The following is a 14,565-nucleotide window of genomic DNA, read 5'->3' as shown; positions in this document are numbered from 1 at the left end:
TGAGGTCACCCCGACGGGAGAGGCGGGGAGGGCCCGCGGCACTCGATCATTCCCCGCATGACCGAGGACCTGGACAGGCGCCTACGGCGGCTGCGGGCCTCCGACGACGCCGACGCGCTCATCGACCTCGGCTGCGACCTCGCCGACGCGGGCCGGCAGACCGAGGCGGAGGAGTGCTTCCGCCGCGCCGCCGACCTCGGCGACACCATGGGCGCGTTCAACCTCGGCAACACCCTCGCCGCCCAGCACCGCTGGGAGGAGGCGGTGCACGCCTACGAGGTCGCGCTCTCCGGCGGCGAGGCCGACGCCTGGCGCAACCTCGGTCTGGTGCTCGAGGACCTCGGCGACCTGGCCGGCGCGATGCGGGCCTACCGCGGTGCGGTCGACGCCGGCGACCTCGAGGGCGGGCTGCAGCTGGCGTTCCTGCTGCGCGAGCAGGGCGAGCGCGAGCAGGCCATGGGGGTTGCGGAGGAGATCGCCGCCGCCGGCGACCCCGAGGCCGCCGCCGTCGTCGCCTGCTGGCGCTGGTGCGCGACGCTCGACCCCTCGCTCGAGGACGACCTGCGCGCGGGCCAGCACCACTTCCCGGCCGCGCGCAGCGACCTCGCCCACCTGCTGCGGGAGACGGGGCGGCCGGTCGAGGCCCGCGCCGTGCTCGAGCGCGGCGCCAAGCTCGGGGAGCAGGTGGCCTGGCTGCCGCTGGGCAACCTGTACCGCGAGGAGATGGGTGACGACGAGGCCGCCGAGGAGGCCTACCGCAGCGGGATCAACGCCGGCGACACGTACTGCCACCACAACCTGGCGGTGCTGCTCGCCGACCGGGGTGACATCGACGGCGCGGTCGAGCAGTTCCGCCTCGGTGCGGCGGCCGGCGACCAGCTGGCGGCGCAGAGCCTGCGCGAGCTGGAACAGCACGGCTGAAGGCCGCGAGATCTGCACAGTGGTGGCCATCAGGGCTTGATGGCCACCACTGTGCAGATCTGGCGCCCGACATGAGCCGGACACACGGGGGCCGGATACTCGGCGCGTGTCCGAAGCCACCGTCGACGTCGCCGACCTCCGCCACCACGCCGGGCCGACCGGGTCGGGCGACCGTGCCGACGACGCCCCGCTCCGCGACGACATCCGGCTGCTCGGCCGCGTCCTGGGCGAGGTGATCGGAGAGCAGGCCGGGGAGGACGTCCTCGACCTGGTCGAGTCCACCCGCGTCGAGGCGTTCAAGATCCGTCGCTCCGAGGTGGACCGGGCCCAGCTCGCCGAGCGGCTGGCCGGCCTCGACATCCGGTCGGCCAACCACGTCATCCGCGCGTTCAGCCACTTCTCGCTGCTGGCCAACCTGGCCGAGGACATCCACCACGAGCGGCGCCGGCGCTTCCACCGGCGCGAGGGATCCCCACCCCAGAAGGGCAGCCTGGCGGCCACCTTCGCGCTGCTCGACGAGGCCGACCTGCCCGACGACGTCGTCGCCCGGGAACTGGCCGGTGCCCTGGTGTGCCCGGTGGTCACCGCCCACCCGACCGAGGTGCGCCGGAAAACGGTCTCCAAGGTGCAGCGGGACATCACCGACCTCATCCGCGCCCGCGACCGGGCCGCGCTCGGCGAGACCGACGTCGACGAGTGGTCGGGGAAGCTGTGGCGCTCGGTCCTGACCCTCTGGCAGACGGCGCTGCTGCGGCTGTCCCGGCTGCGGCTGCGGGACGAGATCGACGAGGCGCTGCGCTACTACGAGCTGTCGCTGTTCGAGGTCGTGCCCGCCCTCAACGCCGAGCTGCGCCGGGCCCTCGACGAGCGCTGGCCCGACGCGGGGCTGCTGCGCCGGCCGATGCTGCTGCCCGGCTCGTGGATCGGCGGCGACCGCGACGGCAATCCGTTCGTCACCGCCGACGCGCTGCGCCGGGCGACCTCGCGCCAGGCCGAGACCGCCATCGGGCACCACCTCGCCGAGCTGCAGGAGCTGCGCCTCGAGCTGTCGATGTCCGACCGGCTGGTCACCCCGACCCGCGAGCTGTACCGGCTCGCCGAGGAGTCCCGCGACGACTCCCCGTTCCGTGCCGACGAGCCCTACCGGCGGGCACTGGGCGGGATCGCCGACCGGCTGGCCGCGACCGCGACGGCCGTGCTCGGCCGGGTGCCCGGCCCGGCACCGCACGCGGAGCTGCCGCCCTACGCCTCGCCGGACGAGCTGCGCGCCGACCTCGACGTCATCGACGACTCCCTGCGCAGCCACGGCGCCGGTGCGCTGGCCGACGACCGGCTGCGGCGGCTGCGCGAGGCGGTCGAGGTGTTCGGTTTCCACCTGTGCGGGCTGGACCTGCGGCAGAACTCGTCGGTGCACGAGGAGGTCGTGGCCGAGCTGCTGGCCTGGGCCGGCGTCTGCGACGACTACGCCGCCCTCGACGAGCCGGCGCGGGTCGAGCTCCTGGGCCGCGAGCTCACGCTGCGCCGTCCGCTGGTCCGCCCGGACGCCGAGCTGTCGGAGACCGCGCGCGGGGAGCTCGACGTCCTGATCGCCGCCGCGGAACGGGTGGCGCTGCTCGGGCCGCGGACGATCCCGAACTACGTGATCAGCATGTGCGAGTCGGTCAGCGACGTGCTCGAGGTCGCCGTCCTGCTCAAGGAGGTCGGGCTGCTCGACCCCGACGGCGCGGCCGGTCCCTCGTGCCCGGTGGGCATCTCGCCGCTGTTCGAGACGATCGGCGACCTCCAGGGCGGCGGCGCCACGCTCGCCGCCGTCCTCGCGCAGCCGCTCTACCGCGAGCTGCTGTCCTCCCGCGGCGACGTCCAGGAGGTGATGCTGGGCTACTCGGACAGCAACAAGGACGGCGGCTACCTCGCGGCCAACTGGGCGCTGTACCGGGCCGAGCTCGATCTGGTCGAAGTGGCCCGGGCGGAAGGCATCCGGCTGCGGCTGTTCCACGGCCGGGGCGGCACCGTCGGCCGCGGCGGTGGTCCGAGCTACGAGGCGATCCGCGCCCAGCCGCCGGGAGCGGTGGCGGGCGCGCTGCGGATCACCGAGCAGGGCGAGGTGATCGCGGCCAAGTACGGCGACCCCGACCTGGCCCGCCGCAACCTCGAAGCGCTGGTCGCGGCCACGCTGGAGGCCAGCCTGCTCGACATCGAGGGGCTCGGCGACGACGCCGACGAGGCCTACGTGCTGCTCGACGACCTCGCCGGCCGCGCCCAGCAGGCGTACCGGGCGCTGGTGCACGACACCCCGGGCTTCGTCGAGTGGTTCCGCGCGGCGACGCCGATCAAGGAGCTGGGGGAGCTCAACATCGGCAGCCGCCCGCCGTCGCGCAAGGCCGGTGACACGATCGCCGACCTGCGGGCCATCCCCTGGGTGTTCAGCTGGTCGCAGACCCGGATCATGCTGCCCGGCTGGTACGGCACCGGTTCCGCGCTGGAGAGCTGGGTGGACGGCGACGAGGAGAAGCTCTCCCGGCTGCGGGAGCTGCACCGGCACTGGCCGTTCTTCCGCACGGTGCTGTCGAACATGGGCATGGTGCTGGCCAAGACCGACCTCGACCTGGCCGCCCGGTACGCCGAGCTGGTCGAGGACGAGGACCTGCGGGCCCGGGTGTTCGACCAGATCACCGCCGAGCACGAGCGCACCTGCCGGATGCTGCTCGCGGTCACCGGCGACGACCAGTTGCTCGCCGACAACCCGTCGCTGGCCCGCTCGATCCGCAACCGCTTCCCCTACCTGGAGCCCCTGCACCACCTGCAGGTGGAGATGCTGCGGCGGCGCCGGGCCGGCGACGACGACGAGCTCACCCGCCGCAACATCCAGCTGACCATCAACGGCATCGCGACAGCCCTGCGCAACAGTGGCTGAGCACCGCGTCGCCACCGGCGGCCCGGACCTGACCCGCGCGGCCGCGACGCTCGGCCTCGCCACGGCGGCGCTCGCGCCGGCGATCAGCGACCCGGCCTACCGCGTGCTGGTCGGTGACGACGGGTCGGCCGTGCTGCTGCGGCGGCAGTGGACGCCGGAGGGGATCGTCGAGGCGGTCCTGCTGGCCGCGTCGGGGATCGGGCCGGACGCTCCCGCCGTGCTCGCGACGGCGGTCGCGTGGGGGTGCGACCGGGTGCGGGACCGGCCGGGTGGGCGGGGCGTCGTGTCCGTGTGGGCGCCCGACGACGACGCGCCCGTGGCACTCCGCTTCCTGCACCTGGCCGCGCTCGCGGCCACCCGCGTCGAGACGGCGGTCGCGCTGGCCCGCGGCACCGGCGAGGACCGGGTCAAGGTCGACGGCAGCCCGTCGATCGCGGCCGACGAGGCCGCGCACCTGGCCGCTGCCGAGGTGTTCGAGGCGCTGGGGCTGCCCGTGCTCAGCGAGGAGCGCACCGACCTGCACGTGCCCGACGACCAGCCGTGGGTGGTGCTCGACCCGCTCGACGGCACCGGCAACTTCCTCGCCGGCCTGCCGCCGTGGGCGTTCTCGGCCGGGCTGGTGCACGCCGGGCGGCCGGTTGCCGGGCTCGTGGTCGACCTGTCGTCGGGCCGGCGCTGGTGGTCCGACGGCGAGGGGGCCTGGCGCGACGGTCAGCCGGTGCGGCCGAGGCCGGGCAGCACCGTCGTCGTCCCGTCGGCGCCGGCCGGTGGCGTGGTGACCGTCCCGGGGCCCGCCCGGCGGGTGCGGGTGACCGGCTGCACCGCCGTCGAGCTCTGCCTGGTGGCCGACGGGTCCGCGGCGGCGTGGCACGACATCGACCGCAGCGGCACGCACGTGCACGACGTCGCCGGCGCGCTGGCGATCCTGGCGGCGGCGGGCGGGGTGGCACTCACCGCCGGCGGTGCGCCGGTCGTGCTGCGGCCCGACACCGACGCGCGGATCCGGCTGGTCGCGGCGTCGTCGCAGGAGGCAGCGGAGGAGCTGCTGTCCGCGGTGTCGTGATGGTGATCAGGCAGGACGCCGCGGTCAGCGGGTCGAGGCCGCGGCAGCCCGGACGGCGGCCATCAGCGAGTCCCACTCGTGCAGCGTCGTCCGCTCCCGGCCGAAGGTGGCGCCGAGCGCGATCTCGGCGGCGTCGATGGCCCGCCAGTCGTCGAGCAGCACCGGCCGGGCGCCGCGGGCCACGAGCGTGTCGACCAGGTCGTCGACCGGTCCCTGCGCCCGCAGCCGGCCCTCGGCCGCATCCGCGAGCAGCGAGGCCACCGTCTCGCGGGCGTCGTGCTTGTTGGTGCCGACGACGCCGCTCGGACCGCGCTTGATCCAGCCCGCCACGTACTCGCCGGGGGAGCGCACCCCGTTCCGCAGCACCCGCCCGCCGTCGTGGGGCACCGTGCCCGAGCGCTCGTCGACCGGCAGGCCCGGCAGCGGGCACCCCCGGTAGCCGACGGAGCGGACGACGAGGTCGGCGGGCAGCAGCTCGGTCTCACCGGTGCCCATGGCGCGGCCCTCGGCGTCGACGGCGGTCCGCTCCACCTCGACCGCGGTCACCCGGTCCTCCCCGAGCAGCCGGGCCGGGCGGCTGAAGAAGCGCAGGGTCAGCCGGACCCGGCCGGGCTCGGGCGTGTGCTCGGTCCAGCCCCGCAGCACCGCCAGGTTCCGGGTGACGTTGCGGTCGGCGGCCGCGCGCTCCTCGGTGTCGGCGTCGAGCTCGAGGTCGGCCGGATCGACGAGCACCGTGGCGCCGGCCAGCTCGCCGAGCTCGCGGAGCTCCTGCGTGGTGAACGTCGCCTGGGCCGGGCCGCGGCGGCCGAGCACCGTCACGGTCTCGACCGGGGTCGCGGCCAGGGCGTCGAGCACGTGCTGGGGCATGTCGGTCGACTCGAGCTCCGCCGAGGTCCGGGCCAGCACGCGCGCGACGTCCAACGCGACGTTGCCCACCCCGACGACGACGACCGACCGAGCCCGCGCCAGCGCCGTCTCGATGCGGGCGCGGTCGGCGTCGGGGTGGCCGGTGTACCAGGCGACCAGCTCGGTCGCGGCGAGACTGCCGGGCAGCTCCTCGCCGTCGATGCCGAGGTGCCGGTCGAGCGACGCCCCGTAGGTGTAGACGACGGCGTCGACGTGGCGGCGCAGCTCGTCGAGGCTGATGTCGGTGCCGACGTCGACGTTGCCGACGAAGCGCACCAGCGGGTGGTCGAGGGTGCGGTGCAGGGTGTCGCGGATGGCCCGCATCTTCGGGTGGTCGGGGGCGATGCCGTGCCGGACCAGGCCGAACGGGGTGGGCAGCCGGTCGATCAGGTCGACGGCGACCGGGACGTCGTCCTGCCGGGTGAGTGCCTCGGCCGCGTAGATGCCGGCCGGCCCGGCGCCGACGACGGCGACGCGCAGGGGAGGCCCCGCGGGGGCGGGGGGCGACGCTCCGTTGTCGGACACGTCCGCATCCTGACCCGGCCCGGCCTCCGGCACCAGGTCAGCCGCAGGCGTTGTTGCGGTCGAGGCCACCGACGACGTACTGCGTGAGCGTGACCCGGCCGCCGGGGACGAGCGCCGGGTTGCTGCAGTCGCTCGAGGCGTCGGCGAGCGAGGTCGAGCCGGCCAGCCAGTTGGCGCGACCGGCGAGGTTGCTCCCGGGCGGCACGTTCCCGACGATCTGCGCCCACTGCTGGCCGGTGGAGTAGAGGCCGACCCGGCCCCCACGGGCGATCACGTAGCCGGTCATGCCTTCCAGGGTCGCCCGGTTGCGGGCCAGCGCCTCGGTCGAGCCGGACTGCCACGTGTTCGTCGTCTCGACGTCGAGCCACCAGACGTAGCTGGCGGGCCGGCCGTCGACGCGGGCCGCCCGGGCAGCAGGGGTGAAGAAGGACAGGATGCTGTTGCTCGCGCGCTCCCAGCCGTACTCCCAGGAGCAGGCCATCGAGTTGCCGCCGTCGCAGGCGCCGTAGGGCGTCGAGCCGGTGGTCGGCCAGGTGGAGACCTGGTCGCGGACCTCGCCCGGGTTGGCGGTGTTCAGGTACAGCTGGGCCTTCGGCTGGGACGGGACGGAACCGTTGGACCGCCACGCCCAGGCGAGCTGCGTGGCCAGGCAGGGGTTGGCGCGCGTGGACAGCCCGCCGTTGACACCGACGATCGCGAAGGCGCGGGCGCTGGGGAGGGACGAGCCGCACTGGGGGTAGGACACGTCGTAGCCGACCCGGGTGGGGGCGGCGGCCGACGCCGTCGCCGGCACGCCGAGAACCACCGCCGCCAGTGCGAGCGCGGCGGTCACGACCGTGCGCAGCCTCTTCCCCATCGTCGGCGAACGTACACGGCAATCGTTCGCGGGAGGAGGCCCCGACGGGGGTATCCGGGCCGGGTCAGGAAGGCTGGCAGACCGGGCACCAGTAGAGGTTGCGCCCGACCATCATCTCGGTCCGCACGTCGGTGCCGCAGATCCGGCAGGGTTCCCCGGTCCGCCGGTAGACGTAGTGGGCGTCCTCCCGGGTCGGGACTCCGCGCCGCCGGGAGCGGTCCTCCGGCCGGGTGGTCACAATGCGGCCGAGTCGGACGCCGGCGCGCATGAGGGTGACCAGGTCGGCCCACATGCGCGCCCACAGCGCCTCGTCCACCGCTCGTCCGGGCCGGAACGGGGAGATCCCGTGCCGGAAGAGCAATTCCGCGCGGTACACGTTGCCGACTCCGGCCAGCACGGTCTGGTCCATGAGCAGGGCGCCGACCGCCGTCCGGCTGGCCGCGATCCGGCGCAACGCGCGGCCGGCGTCGGCTCGTGGGCGGAGCGGATCGGGGCCCAGCCGGGCGAGGATCGCGTCGACCTCGGGCCTGGTCAGCACCTCGCACGCGGTCGGCCCGCGGAGGTCGGTCCACACGCCGGCCCCGTCGGGACCGTCGGCCACCCAGCGCATCCGCAACGCGCCCCGGGCCGGCGGGGGCGTGCCCGTGCCGCCGGTGAACGCGCCGTAGAGACCGAGGTGCACGTGCACCGTGTCGCCGCCGAACCGGGCGAACAGGTGCTTGCCGTAGGAGCGCACCCCGTCGAGCACCCGCCCGTCGACGAGGGCGGCCCCGGCGGTGAACCGGCCCTGCGGGCTCGTGACGTGCACCGGTCGCCCGGCGAACTGTGTCGTCTGCTCGCGGGCCAGGCGGAAGAGGGTGTGTCCTTCAGGCACCGGCGGAGCGTAGGCGGCCGGTTCCGGTCAGCGGTCGGCGGTCGCCAGACCGAAGTGCGGACGGTCGGACTCGGCCACGAGGTCGACCGTGTCGGGGTGCTCCTGGATGAAGTGACGCACGAACGAGCAGTAGGGGAGGACGTGCAGGCCGCGCTCGCGGGCGGCGTCGAGGACCCCGGCGACGAGCGCCGTCCCGATGCCGCGGCCGCCGAGGCTCGGGTCGACCTCGGTGTGCGGGAGCGTCATGGTGCCGCCGTCGACGTGGTAGCTCGCCAGCCCGACGACCCGCCCGTCGATCCGGACCTCGAAGCGCCCCTTCTCGGGGACGTCCACCACCGTCGTGTCCATGTTCTTCGTCCACCCTTCCGTCCTCGGCGCCGTTGCCGAGGCCCGATGTGAGTCACAGCACGGTAACCCGGCGACTCCTCTGCGTCCCTCAACCGATACTGACGAGTTGCGTGGGACGTGTGTTCCCCGCCGGGCGCCGTTCATGCATGCTGCGATACGTCACCGTGCCGGAACGGCTCGTGCGTCCTCCGGTGCCGAGCCGGCGCGGGCCACGGCGTCGACGACGTCGGTCATGCCCGGCGCCTCAGCCGCAGCAGGCGGCGCCGGCCACGGGTGCACCGACCGCGGTGATCTCCAGCTCGGCCGCGCGACCGCCCCCGCCGCCGGTGGCGAAACCGAGCCGGGGGGAGCCGTCGGCCCACGCGGCGTGCGCGGCGTCGACCGGCGTCCTGACCGAGCAGACGCCGGTCTCCGGCAGCACCAGCTGCACCTCGTCGGCGGCCGCGTCGTCGCCGGCCAGGTGGGCCGCGATGGACCGGACCTGCTCGTTGCCGGTCGTGATGAGGAAGGTCGGCGCGCGACCGTAGGCCTTCATGCCCACCACGTAGAACCCCGGCTCGCCGTCGTGGGCGAGCTCGCGGTGCCCGTGCGGCGGCACGGTGCCGCAGGAGTGGAACGCCGGGTCGATCAGCGGTGCCAGCCGGGTCGGCGCGTCAAGCCCGGCGTCGAGGTCGAGCCGGACCTCGGCGAGCATCCCCAGGTCCGGGCGGAAGCCGGTCGCGGCGGCCACGGCGTGCACGCCCTCGATGCGCAGCTCGCCCTCGGCCGTCTCGCCGACAACCGTGACGCTGTCGCCGTCGTCGGCCGTCTCCAGGCGCGTGACGGAGAAGCCGGGAACGTGCTCGATGGCTCCGGAGGCCACGAGGGAGCCCAGGTCCGTACCCAGCTTGCCGCGGTCGCGCAGCTGGTCGGAGTCGCCGCCGCCGTACAACCGGGTCGCGTCGGTGCCGCGGATGGCCCACACGATCTCCGTGCCCGGCTCCTCTCGGGCCAGCCGGGCGAGGCTCAGCAGGGTGTTCGCCGCCGAGTGGCCCATGCCGACGACGAGGGTGCGCCGACCGGCGAATCGGGCCCGGTCGGCGCCGAGCACGTCGGGCAGCGGGCCGACCAGCAGTCCGGCCGCCTGCGCGTCGGCCTCGCCGATGGCGGGCAGGCCGGCGGCCCCGAGCGGGTTGCGCTGGGCCCAGGTGCCCGAGGCGTCGATGACGGCGGCGGCGCGGACGTCGCTCACCCCGTTGGTGTCCTGCACGCGGACCAGGAACGGGCGCTCCGCGCGGCCGAGCGTGCGGGACTTGTCCAGCCCCGCGCGGGAGACCGCGAGCACCCGCGCGGCGGTCCGGACCACGTCGTCGCCGAGGGCGGCGGCCAGCGGCTCGAGGTATCCGGCGACGATCTCGGCGCCGGTCGGCGGCACGTCGCCGGCGGGCTGGGTCCAGCCGGTCGGGGCGAGCAGCTTCTCGGCGGTGGCGTCGACGATGTACCGCCACGGGGTGAAGGTGCGGATGTGGCCCCACTCGCGCATCGCCGCACCCACGGCCTCGCCGGCCTCGAGGACGAGAGGGGTGAGGCCGCGGGCGGACAGGTGTGCTGCGGCGGCGAGGCCGACGGGGCCGGCGCCGATGACGACGACCGGCAGGCCGGTCTGGGGAACGTGCGTGCTCACGGGGGGCCTTCCTCGGGGTGTCGTGGGTGTCAGGCGGTGGCGCAGCAGGCGGCCGGCACGCCGCGGAGTGCGGTGGCGAGTGCCGTCACGCGACGGAGGGAGCGTGCGACGGCGGACGGGCGGCAGCAGCGGACGATCGCGGCCAGGCGGGCGGCCTGCGCCTCGCGGCGCAGCTCGGCGCCACGCTGCTCGGCGAACACCGCGACGAGGTACGGACTGGTCATGGTCGGCTCCCTCACTCGCCGGCGGGAGAACGTGCCGGCAGATCCCGGTCGAAGCAGTACATTGATGTCTGTCGATACGAGACTGTGGACGACGTATCGATGTTTGTCAATGTGTTTGGCGACCGAGTTGCCGAGACCGAGGAGGGACCAGATGACCGTGCGCGAGCTGCCGGTGCTCGATCAGCCCGAGGTGGTCGCCTGCTGCGCGCCGCTGGCCGCCGAGGTCCTCACCGCTCCCGAGGCCGACACGCTCGCCAAGCAGTTCGCCGCGCTCGCCGACCCGGTCCGGCTGCGGCTGGTGTCGCTGCTGGCCACCGACGAGGGCGGCGCGGTGTGCGCCTGCGACCTCGTCGAGCCGGTCGGCCGCAGCCAGCCGACGGTGTCCCACCACCTGAAGGTCCTCGTCGACGCCGGGCTGGTCACCAGCGAACGGCGCGGCCGCAACGTCTGGTACGCCACCGTGCCGGCCGCGCTCGAGGCGCTGCGGACCGCACTGGCTGCCCGCTGAGCACTGTGGGGCACTGACGCTCCACCCCGGCGACGTCCGACCGGTTCAGCCGCCGACCGGCTACCGGTGCGGTCAGCCGGCGTGGCGGCGCAGCAGTCCCAGGTCGGCGACGGTCGGCCTGACATCACGATCGTCGGACAGGTGCCGGCGGGGCAGCACGGGCGGCCGGGTCCGAAGAGTCGCCACCCACTCGTACCAGGTGTGGCCGGCGGCGTCGGTCAGCGTGGTCGGGCCGGCCATCAGCATGGTGGCCCCGTCGAGGGACGCCGACGGGATCTGCCTGCGTTCGATGATCTCGAGCAGCCGGAGGCGCAGCGCGGACCGGGCCCGGTCCGTGTCGTCACTGGGCAGCATCGCCGTGGCCGTGATCTGCATGGGACGACAGTGATCGGTCTCGCGCGCCCAGGGCACCGGTGAGCGTCGCGAAGATGGGACCGAAAGTCCCTCGTCAACTCGCCGCATCCTGGTCCGGCGCTCCCGGAGCGGCCGGTTGCGCCTGACCCGGGACCCGAGCCGCGGGTCGGTGCCCCCGGCAGGATTCGAACCTGCGACACACGGTTTAGGAAACCGATGCTCTATCCCCTGAGCTACGGGGGCTCGTCGGCTCGGCCGACCGGGGTGTGCGCCCCGAGGTTAGCGGGCGCTGCGGCCCCGCCCTTCGCCGCTCCGGGGAACTAGCGTCGGGCCATGGTGCTGCCGCTGGTCGAGCTGCTGATCGTGCTGCTGCTGGTCGGCCTGCTCGTGCTCGGCACCTGGTCGCTCTGGAAGGTCTGGGTCGGGCCGCGGCCGGTGGGGCGGGGTGCGGTGGGCGAGCTGCCGCCGGCGCAGCGGGCCCAGGTGGCCGCGGCGATCGAGGCCGCCCGCTGGGCACCGGCGCACGACGAGGTCGACGGCGCGACCCGCGTGCTGGTGCGCAAGGCCTACACCGGCCTCGACGGGCACCCCGTCGTCCTCGAGGAGCGGGTGATCGTCACGTTCCCGGCCGACGACCCCGGCTGGGAGGTCCGCTTCATCGAGGGCATGTCCCAGGCCCGCTTCCGCTGCACCTACCTCAACGCCGAGGGATAGCCCGGCGGCGCCGGCGGCGATCTCCGGGGACGATGGGCCGGTGACCGCAGCGCCGACCGCCGACGCCGTCCGTGACGTGGCTCCGGACCCGGCCGCCCTCGACGACCTGGCCGCGCTCCTCGCCGACGGCGACGTCGTCACCCTCTCGGGCGCGGGCCTGTCCACCGACTCCGGCATCCCCGACTACCGGGGTGCGACCGGCAGCCTGCGCCGGCACACCCCGATGACCTACCAGACCTTTCTGCGCGACCCGCGCGGCCGGCACCGCTACTGGGCCCGCAGCTTCGTCGGCTGGCGGCAGATCCGCGGCGCCCGGCCGAACCCCGGTCACCGGGCGGTGGCCGAGCTCCAGGCCGCCGGACTCGTCGGTGCGGTCATCACGCAGAACGTCGACGGCCTGCACCAGGCCGGCGGCGCCCGGGACGTCGTCGAACTGCACGGCGGCCTGGACCGCACGGTCTGCCTGGCCTGTGGCGACGTCGCCGGCCGGGCCGAGCTCGACGAGCGGCTGCGCGCGGCCAACCCGACGTTCGGCCCGCGGGTCGACGAGGTGAACCCCGACGGTGACGCCGAGCTGCCCGACGAGTTGCTCGACGGCTTCGTGATGGTCGACTGCCTGGCCTGCGGCGGGGGACCGCTCAAGCCCGACGTGGTCTTCTTCGGCGAGACGGTGCCCCGCGACCGCGTCGACCGCTGCTTCGACCTCGTCGACGGCGCGGGGAGTCTCCTGGTCCTGGGCTCGTCGTTGACCGTGATGAGCGGCTACCGGTTCGTGCTGCGGGCGGCGAAGCTCGGCATCCCGGTCGCGATCGTCAACGTCGGCCCGACCCGCGGGGACGCGAAGGCCGACATCAGGGTCGACGCCCCGCTCGGCGCCGTCCTCCCGGAGCTGGCCCGCCGCTGCGCGCCGGCTCGCTGACTGACCCGGCGGCCGGTCGCGGTCTGTTCGAGGATGGACCGCGATGCAGACCTTTCTCCCGGTGGCCGACTTCGAGGAGAGCGCGCGGCTGCTGGACTCCCCGCGGCTGGGCAAGCAGCGGGTCGAGACGCTGCAGATCCTGCGTGCGCTCGAGCTGCCCGACTACGGCTGGGCCAACCACCCCGCCGTCCTGATGTGGCGGGGCCGGACCGCCGCGCTGGTCGCATACGGGCTGGCGATGGTCCGCGTCTGGCGGGACCGCGGCTACGCCGACACGACGGACGCCCAGATTGCCGAGTTCGCCCCGGACGTCGTGGGTGCGGCCCAGGACGACCTGGCGGCGGCGGGGCTGCTGCCCTCCTGGGTCGGGGACGAGGCGCTGCACCGCTCGCACCGGTCCAACCTCGTCGCCAAGGACCCGGCCTTCTACCGCGCCCGGTTCGCCGAGCTGTTCGGCGCCGAACCCGACGACCTGCCCTACGTCTGGCCGGGGCCCGACGACGTGCCGCCGTCCCCGGAGCCCGAGGGTGTCCGCGTGTGGGTGGTGCGACCGCGGGCCCACGGCGAGCTCGGGGCCTGCCTCGCCACCGGCGTCGTCGGGTTGGGCACCCAGGCGGGGGTGGACGTCGACGCCACCGGACTCAGCCCTGCCGAGCTCCGGGCCCTGGCGAAGGAGCTCTCCGGGCGCCGCCCGGCCAAGGACCTGCGGCAGCTGTCGGTCCTCGTCGACGAGATGCGACCCGGGGACCCGGTGGCGGTGCCGGTCGAGCAGGGTGCCGGCCTGCTGCTCGGTGAGGTCGTGGGCGACTACCTGTTCCAGGGCCGCGAGCTGCTCCCGCACCGCCGTCCGGTCCGGTGGGACCGGGTCGTCCCGCGGTCGGCGGTCCGTCCGCCGTCGGCCCTGCAGGACCCGCGGGCGCTGTTCTCGGTCGTCCTCGACCCCGCGGTGCTCGAGCGTTAGGCCCCCGGCAGCGGCACGTTCTGCAGCCGCACCTGCCCGCGGGCGACCAGCTTGCCGTCGTCGGAGCGGGTGAGCGTGACCTGCCAGAGCTGCAGGGTCCGGCCCTGCTGGACGGGCTCGGCGACGACGTCGATCCGGCCGGTGGTCATCGGCCGGACGAAGTCGGTGTTGTTGTTCACGCCCACCGCGAACTGCCCGCGCTCGGCCACGGCGGCGCTGGCACCGATGCTGGCCGCCGACTCGATCACGGTGCAGTAGACGCCGCCGTGCACGACGCCCCAGGGCGTGTGCTGGTCGGAGCCCAGGTCGACGTGGCCGGCCACCCGCCCCCCGCTCATCTCGGTCACCCGGAACCCCGACGCGGCGACGAAGGCGCTCGCCGCCGTGAGGTCGACGTCGGGCAGGTTCTCGCTCACGCGTCCCACACCAGGCAGAAGGGGTGGCCGACCGGGTCGGCGTAGACACGGAAGTCACCGCCGCCACCGGGCAGCCGGCGGGCGCCGAGCGCGAGGACCTTCGGCTCGGCGTCGTCGACGTCGGCGACCCGGATGTCGAGGTGGAACTGCTGCGGCCGGTCGGGATCGGGCCAGTCCGGCGGTCGCAGGTCCGGGGCCTGCTGGAAGGCGATCCGGTAGCCGGCGCCGGTGACGACGATCCAGTCGTTGCCCGGCTCGCCCTTCACCTCCATGCCGAGCAGGTTCGCGTAGAAGGTGGCGAGTGCGTGCGCGTCGGGCGCGTCGATCACGACGGAGTGCAGCTGACCGATCATGGGACCCATCCTGGTCGGAGGGGCGGCCACGGGGCGACCCGACCTG

16 protein-coding genes and 1 tRNA gene are annotated in these 14,565 nt (G+C 74.7%); 7 read left to right on the top strand and 10 right to left on the bottom strand.

What is annotated here, in order from left to right; translation table 11 throughout:
* The first annotated feature begins 57 nt into the window (after nt 1-57).
* The 3 genes from ABD644_RS17820 to ABD644_RS17810 all read left to right on the top strand — a co-directional run bounded on the left by ABD644_RS17820 (nt 58) and on the right by ABD644_RS17810 (nt 4,898).
* A complete protein-coding gene (locus tag ABD644_RS17820) occupies nt 58-921 on the top strand; it encodes a tetratricopeptide repeat protein (RefSeq protein WP_344690350.1) in 864 nt (287 codons plus the stop codon).
* Between the two features lie 106 nt (nt 922-1,027).
* Nucleotides 1,028-3,835 carry a phosphoenolpyruvate carboxylase gene (gene ppc, locus ABD644_RS17815; protein ID WP_344690349.1) on the top strand — a complete coding sequence of 936 codons (2,808 nt, stop codon included), beginning with the start codon at nt 1,028-1,030 and terminating at the stop codon, nt 3,833-3,835.
* Entirely contained in the window at nt 3,828-4,898 is a 1,071-nt protein-coding gene (locus tag ABD644_RS17810) for an inositol monophosphatase family protein (RefSeq protein WP_344690348.1), read from the top strand. Before ppc ends, ABD644_RS17810 begins: the two co-directional genes overlap by 8 nt.
* Nucleotides 4,899-4,922: 24 nt before the next feature.
* Here the strand turns inward: ABD644_RS17810 and ABD644_RS17805 are convergent, their stop codons facing one another.
* The 6 genes from ABD644_RS17805 to ABD644_RS17780 form a co-directional block, all read right to left on the bottom strand.
* Nucleotides 4,923-6,329, bottom strand: a complete 1,407-nt coding sequence (locus ABD644_RS17805; protein ID WP_344690347.1) for an FAD-dependent oxidoreductase — start codon at nt 6,327-6,329, stop codon at nt 4,923-4,925.
* Between the two features lie 37 nt (nt 6,330-6,366).
* Nucleotides 6,367-7,185 carry a glycoside hydrolase family 25 domain-containing protein gene (locus tag ABD644_RS17800; protein ID WP_344690346.1) on the bottom strand — a complete coding sequence of 273 codons (819 nt, stop codon included), beginning with the start codon at nt 7,183-7,185 and terminating at the stop codon, nt 6,367-6,369.
* Nucleotides 7,186-7,249: 64 nt separating this feature from the next.
* Complete coding sequence (locus ABD644_RS17795) at nt 7,250-8,059, bottom strand: Fpg/Nei family DNA glycosylase (protein ID WP_344690345.1); 810 nt, start codon at nt 8,057-8,059, stop codon at nt 7,250-7,252.
* 27 nt (nt 8,060-8,086) lie between these two features.
* Entirely contained in the window at nt 8,087-8,551 is a 465-nt protein-coding gene (locus tag ABD644_RS17790) for a GNAT family N-acetyltransferase (protein WP_344690344.1), read from the bottom strand.
* A gap of 100 nt (nt 8,552-8,651) precedes the next feature.
* A complete protein-coding gene (locus ABD644_RS17785; RefSeq protein WP_344690343.1) occupies nt 8,652-10,070 on the bottom strand; it encodes an NAD(P)-binding domain-containing protein in 1,419 nt (472 codons plus the stop codon).
* Nucleotides 10,071-10,099: 29 nt separating this feature from the next.
* A complete protein-coding gene (locus tag ABD644_RS17780) occupies nt 10,100-10,294 on the bottom strand; it encodes a hypothetical protein (protein ID WP_344690342.1) in 195 nt (64 codons plus the stop codon).
* A 151-nt stretch (nt 10,295-10,445) separates the two neighbouring features.
* Between ABD644_RS17780 and ABD644_RS17775 the strand changes: the two genes are divergently transcribed.
* Nucleotides 10,446-10,802, top strand: coding sequence for a metalloregulator ArsR/SmtB family transcription factor (locus ABD644_RS17775; protein WP_344690340.1), 357 nt, complete (start codon nt 10,446-10,448; stop codon nt 10,800-10,802).
* A gap of 72 nt (nt 10,803-10,874) precedes the next feature.
* Here the strand turns inward: ABD644_RS17775 and ABD644_RS17770 are convergent, their stop codons facing one another.
* A complete protein-coding gene (locus ABD644_RS17770) occupies nt 10,875-11,177 on the bottom strand; it encodes a hypothetical protein (RefSeq protein WP_344690339.1) in 303 nt (100 codons plus the stop codon).
* Between the two features lie 149 nt (nt 11,178-11,326).
* Nucleotides 11,327-11,399, bottom strand: a tRNA-Arg gene (locus tag ABD644_RS17765).
* A gap of 90 nt (nt 11,400-11,489) precedes the next feature.
* Here ABD644_RS17765 and ABD644_RS17760 point away from each other — a divergent pair.
* From ABD644_RS17760 to ABD644_RS17750, 3 genes are read left to right on the top strand one after another with little or no spacing between them, the layout of a single operon-like run.
* On the top strand, nt 11,490-11,870 hold the full coding sequence (locus ABD644_RS17760; RefSeq protein WP_344690338.1) for a hypothetical protein: 381 nt from the start codon (nt 11,490-11,492) through the stop codon (nt 11,868-11,870).
* A gap of 40 nt (nt 11,871-11,910) precedes the next feature.
* Nucleotides 11,911-12,789, top strand: a complete 879-nt coding sequence (locus tag ABD644_RS17755) for an NAD-dependent protein deacetylase (protein WP_344690337.1) — start codon at nt 11,911-11,913, stop codon at nt 12,787-12,789.
* Between the two features lie 43 nt (nt 12,790-12,832).
* Complete coding sequence (locus ABD644_RS17750; protein ID WP_344690335.1) at nt 12,833-13,750, top strand: MSMEG_6728 family protein; 918 nt, start codon at nt 12,833-12,835, stop codon at nt 13,748-13,750.
* Here the strand turns inward: ABD644_RS17750 and ABD644_RS17745 are convergent.
* Both ABD644_RS17745 and ABD644_RS17740 read right to left on the bottom strand, forming a co-directional pair.
* A complete protein-coding gene (locus ABD644_RS17745) occupies nt 13,747-14,166 on the bottom strand; it encodes a PaaI family thioesterase (RefSeq protein WP_344690334.1) in 420 nt (139 codons plus the stop codon). The two genes, ABD644_RS17750 and ABD644_RS17745, sit on opposite strands and share 4 nt — an antisense overlap.
* Nucleotides 14,163-14,519 (bottom strand): VOC family protein, encoded by a 357-nt coding sequence (locus ABD644_RS17740; RefSeq protein ID WP_344690333.1) that lies wholly within the window; start codon nt 14,517-14,519, stop codon nt 14,163-14,165. Before ABD644_RS17740 ends, ABD644_RS17745 begins: the two co-directional genes overlap by 4 nt.
* Nucleotides 14,520-14,565: the final 46 nt, after the last annotated feature.

Source organism: Blastococcus jejuensis, assembly GCF_039534705.1.
GTDB lineage: Bacteria > Actinomycetota > Actinomycetes > Mycobacteriales > Geodermatophilaceae > Blastococcus_B > Blastococcus_B jejuensis.
The sequence above is the reverse complement of the archived record's forward strand: the minus strand, read 5'-3'. Positions and strand labels throughout refer to the sequence as shown.

What these genes read in the sequence shown, in the direction of transcription:
- ABD644_RS17820 (WP_344690350.1), top strand. Translation starts at nt 58, where the DNA reads ATGACCGAGGACCTGGACAGGCGCCTACGGCGGCTGCGGGCCTCCGAC.
- ABD644_RS17780 (WP_344690342.1), bottom strand. Translation starts at nt 10,294, where the DNA reads ATGACCAGTCCGTACCTCGTCGCGGTGTTCGCCGAGCAGCGTGGCGCC.
- ABD644_RS17740 (WP_344690333.1), bottom strand. Translation starts at nt 14,519, where the DNA reads ATGATCGGTCAGCTGCACTCCGTCGTGATCGACGCGCCCGACGCGCAC.
- ABD644_RS17800 (WP_344690346.1), bottom strand. Translation starts at nt 7,185, where the DNA reads ATGGGGAAGAGGCTGCGCACGGTCGTGACCGCCGCGCTCGCACTGGCG.
- ABD644_RS17750 (WP_344690335.1), top strand. Translation starts at nt 12,833, where the DNA reads ATGCAGACCTTTCTCCCGGTGGCCGACTTCGAGGAGAGCGCGCGGCTG.
- ABD644_RS17790 (WP_344690344.1), bottom strand. Translation starts at nt 8,551, where the DNA reads ATGAACGGCGCCCGGCGGGGAACACACGTCCCACGCAACTCGTCAGTA.
- ABD644_RS17760 (WP_344690338.1), top strand. Translation starts at nt 11,490, where the DNA reads ATGGTGCTGCCGCTGGTCGAGCTGCTGATCGTGCTGCTGCTGGTCGGC.
- ABD644_RS17770 (WP_344690339.1), bottom strand. Translation starts at nt 11,177, where the DNA reads ATGCAGATCACGGCCACGGCGATGCTGCCCAGTGACGACACGGACCGG.
- ABD644_RS17775 (WP_344690340.1), top strand. Translation starts at nt 10,446, where the DNA reads ATGACCGTGCGCGAGCTGCCGGTGCTCGATCAGCCCGAGGTGGTCGCC.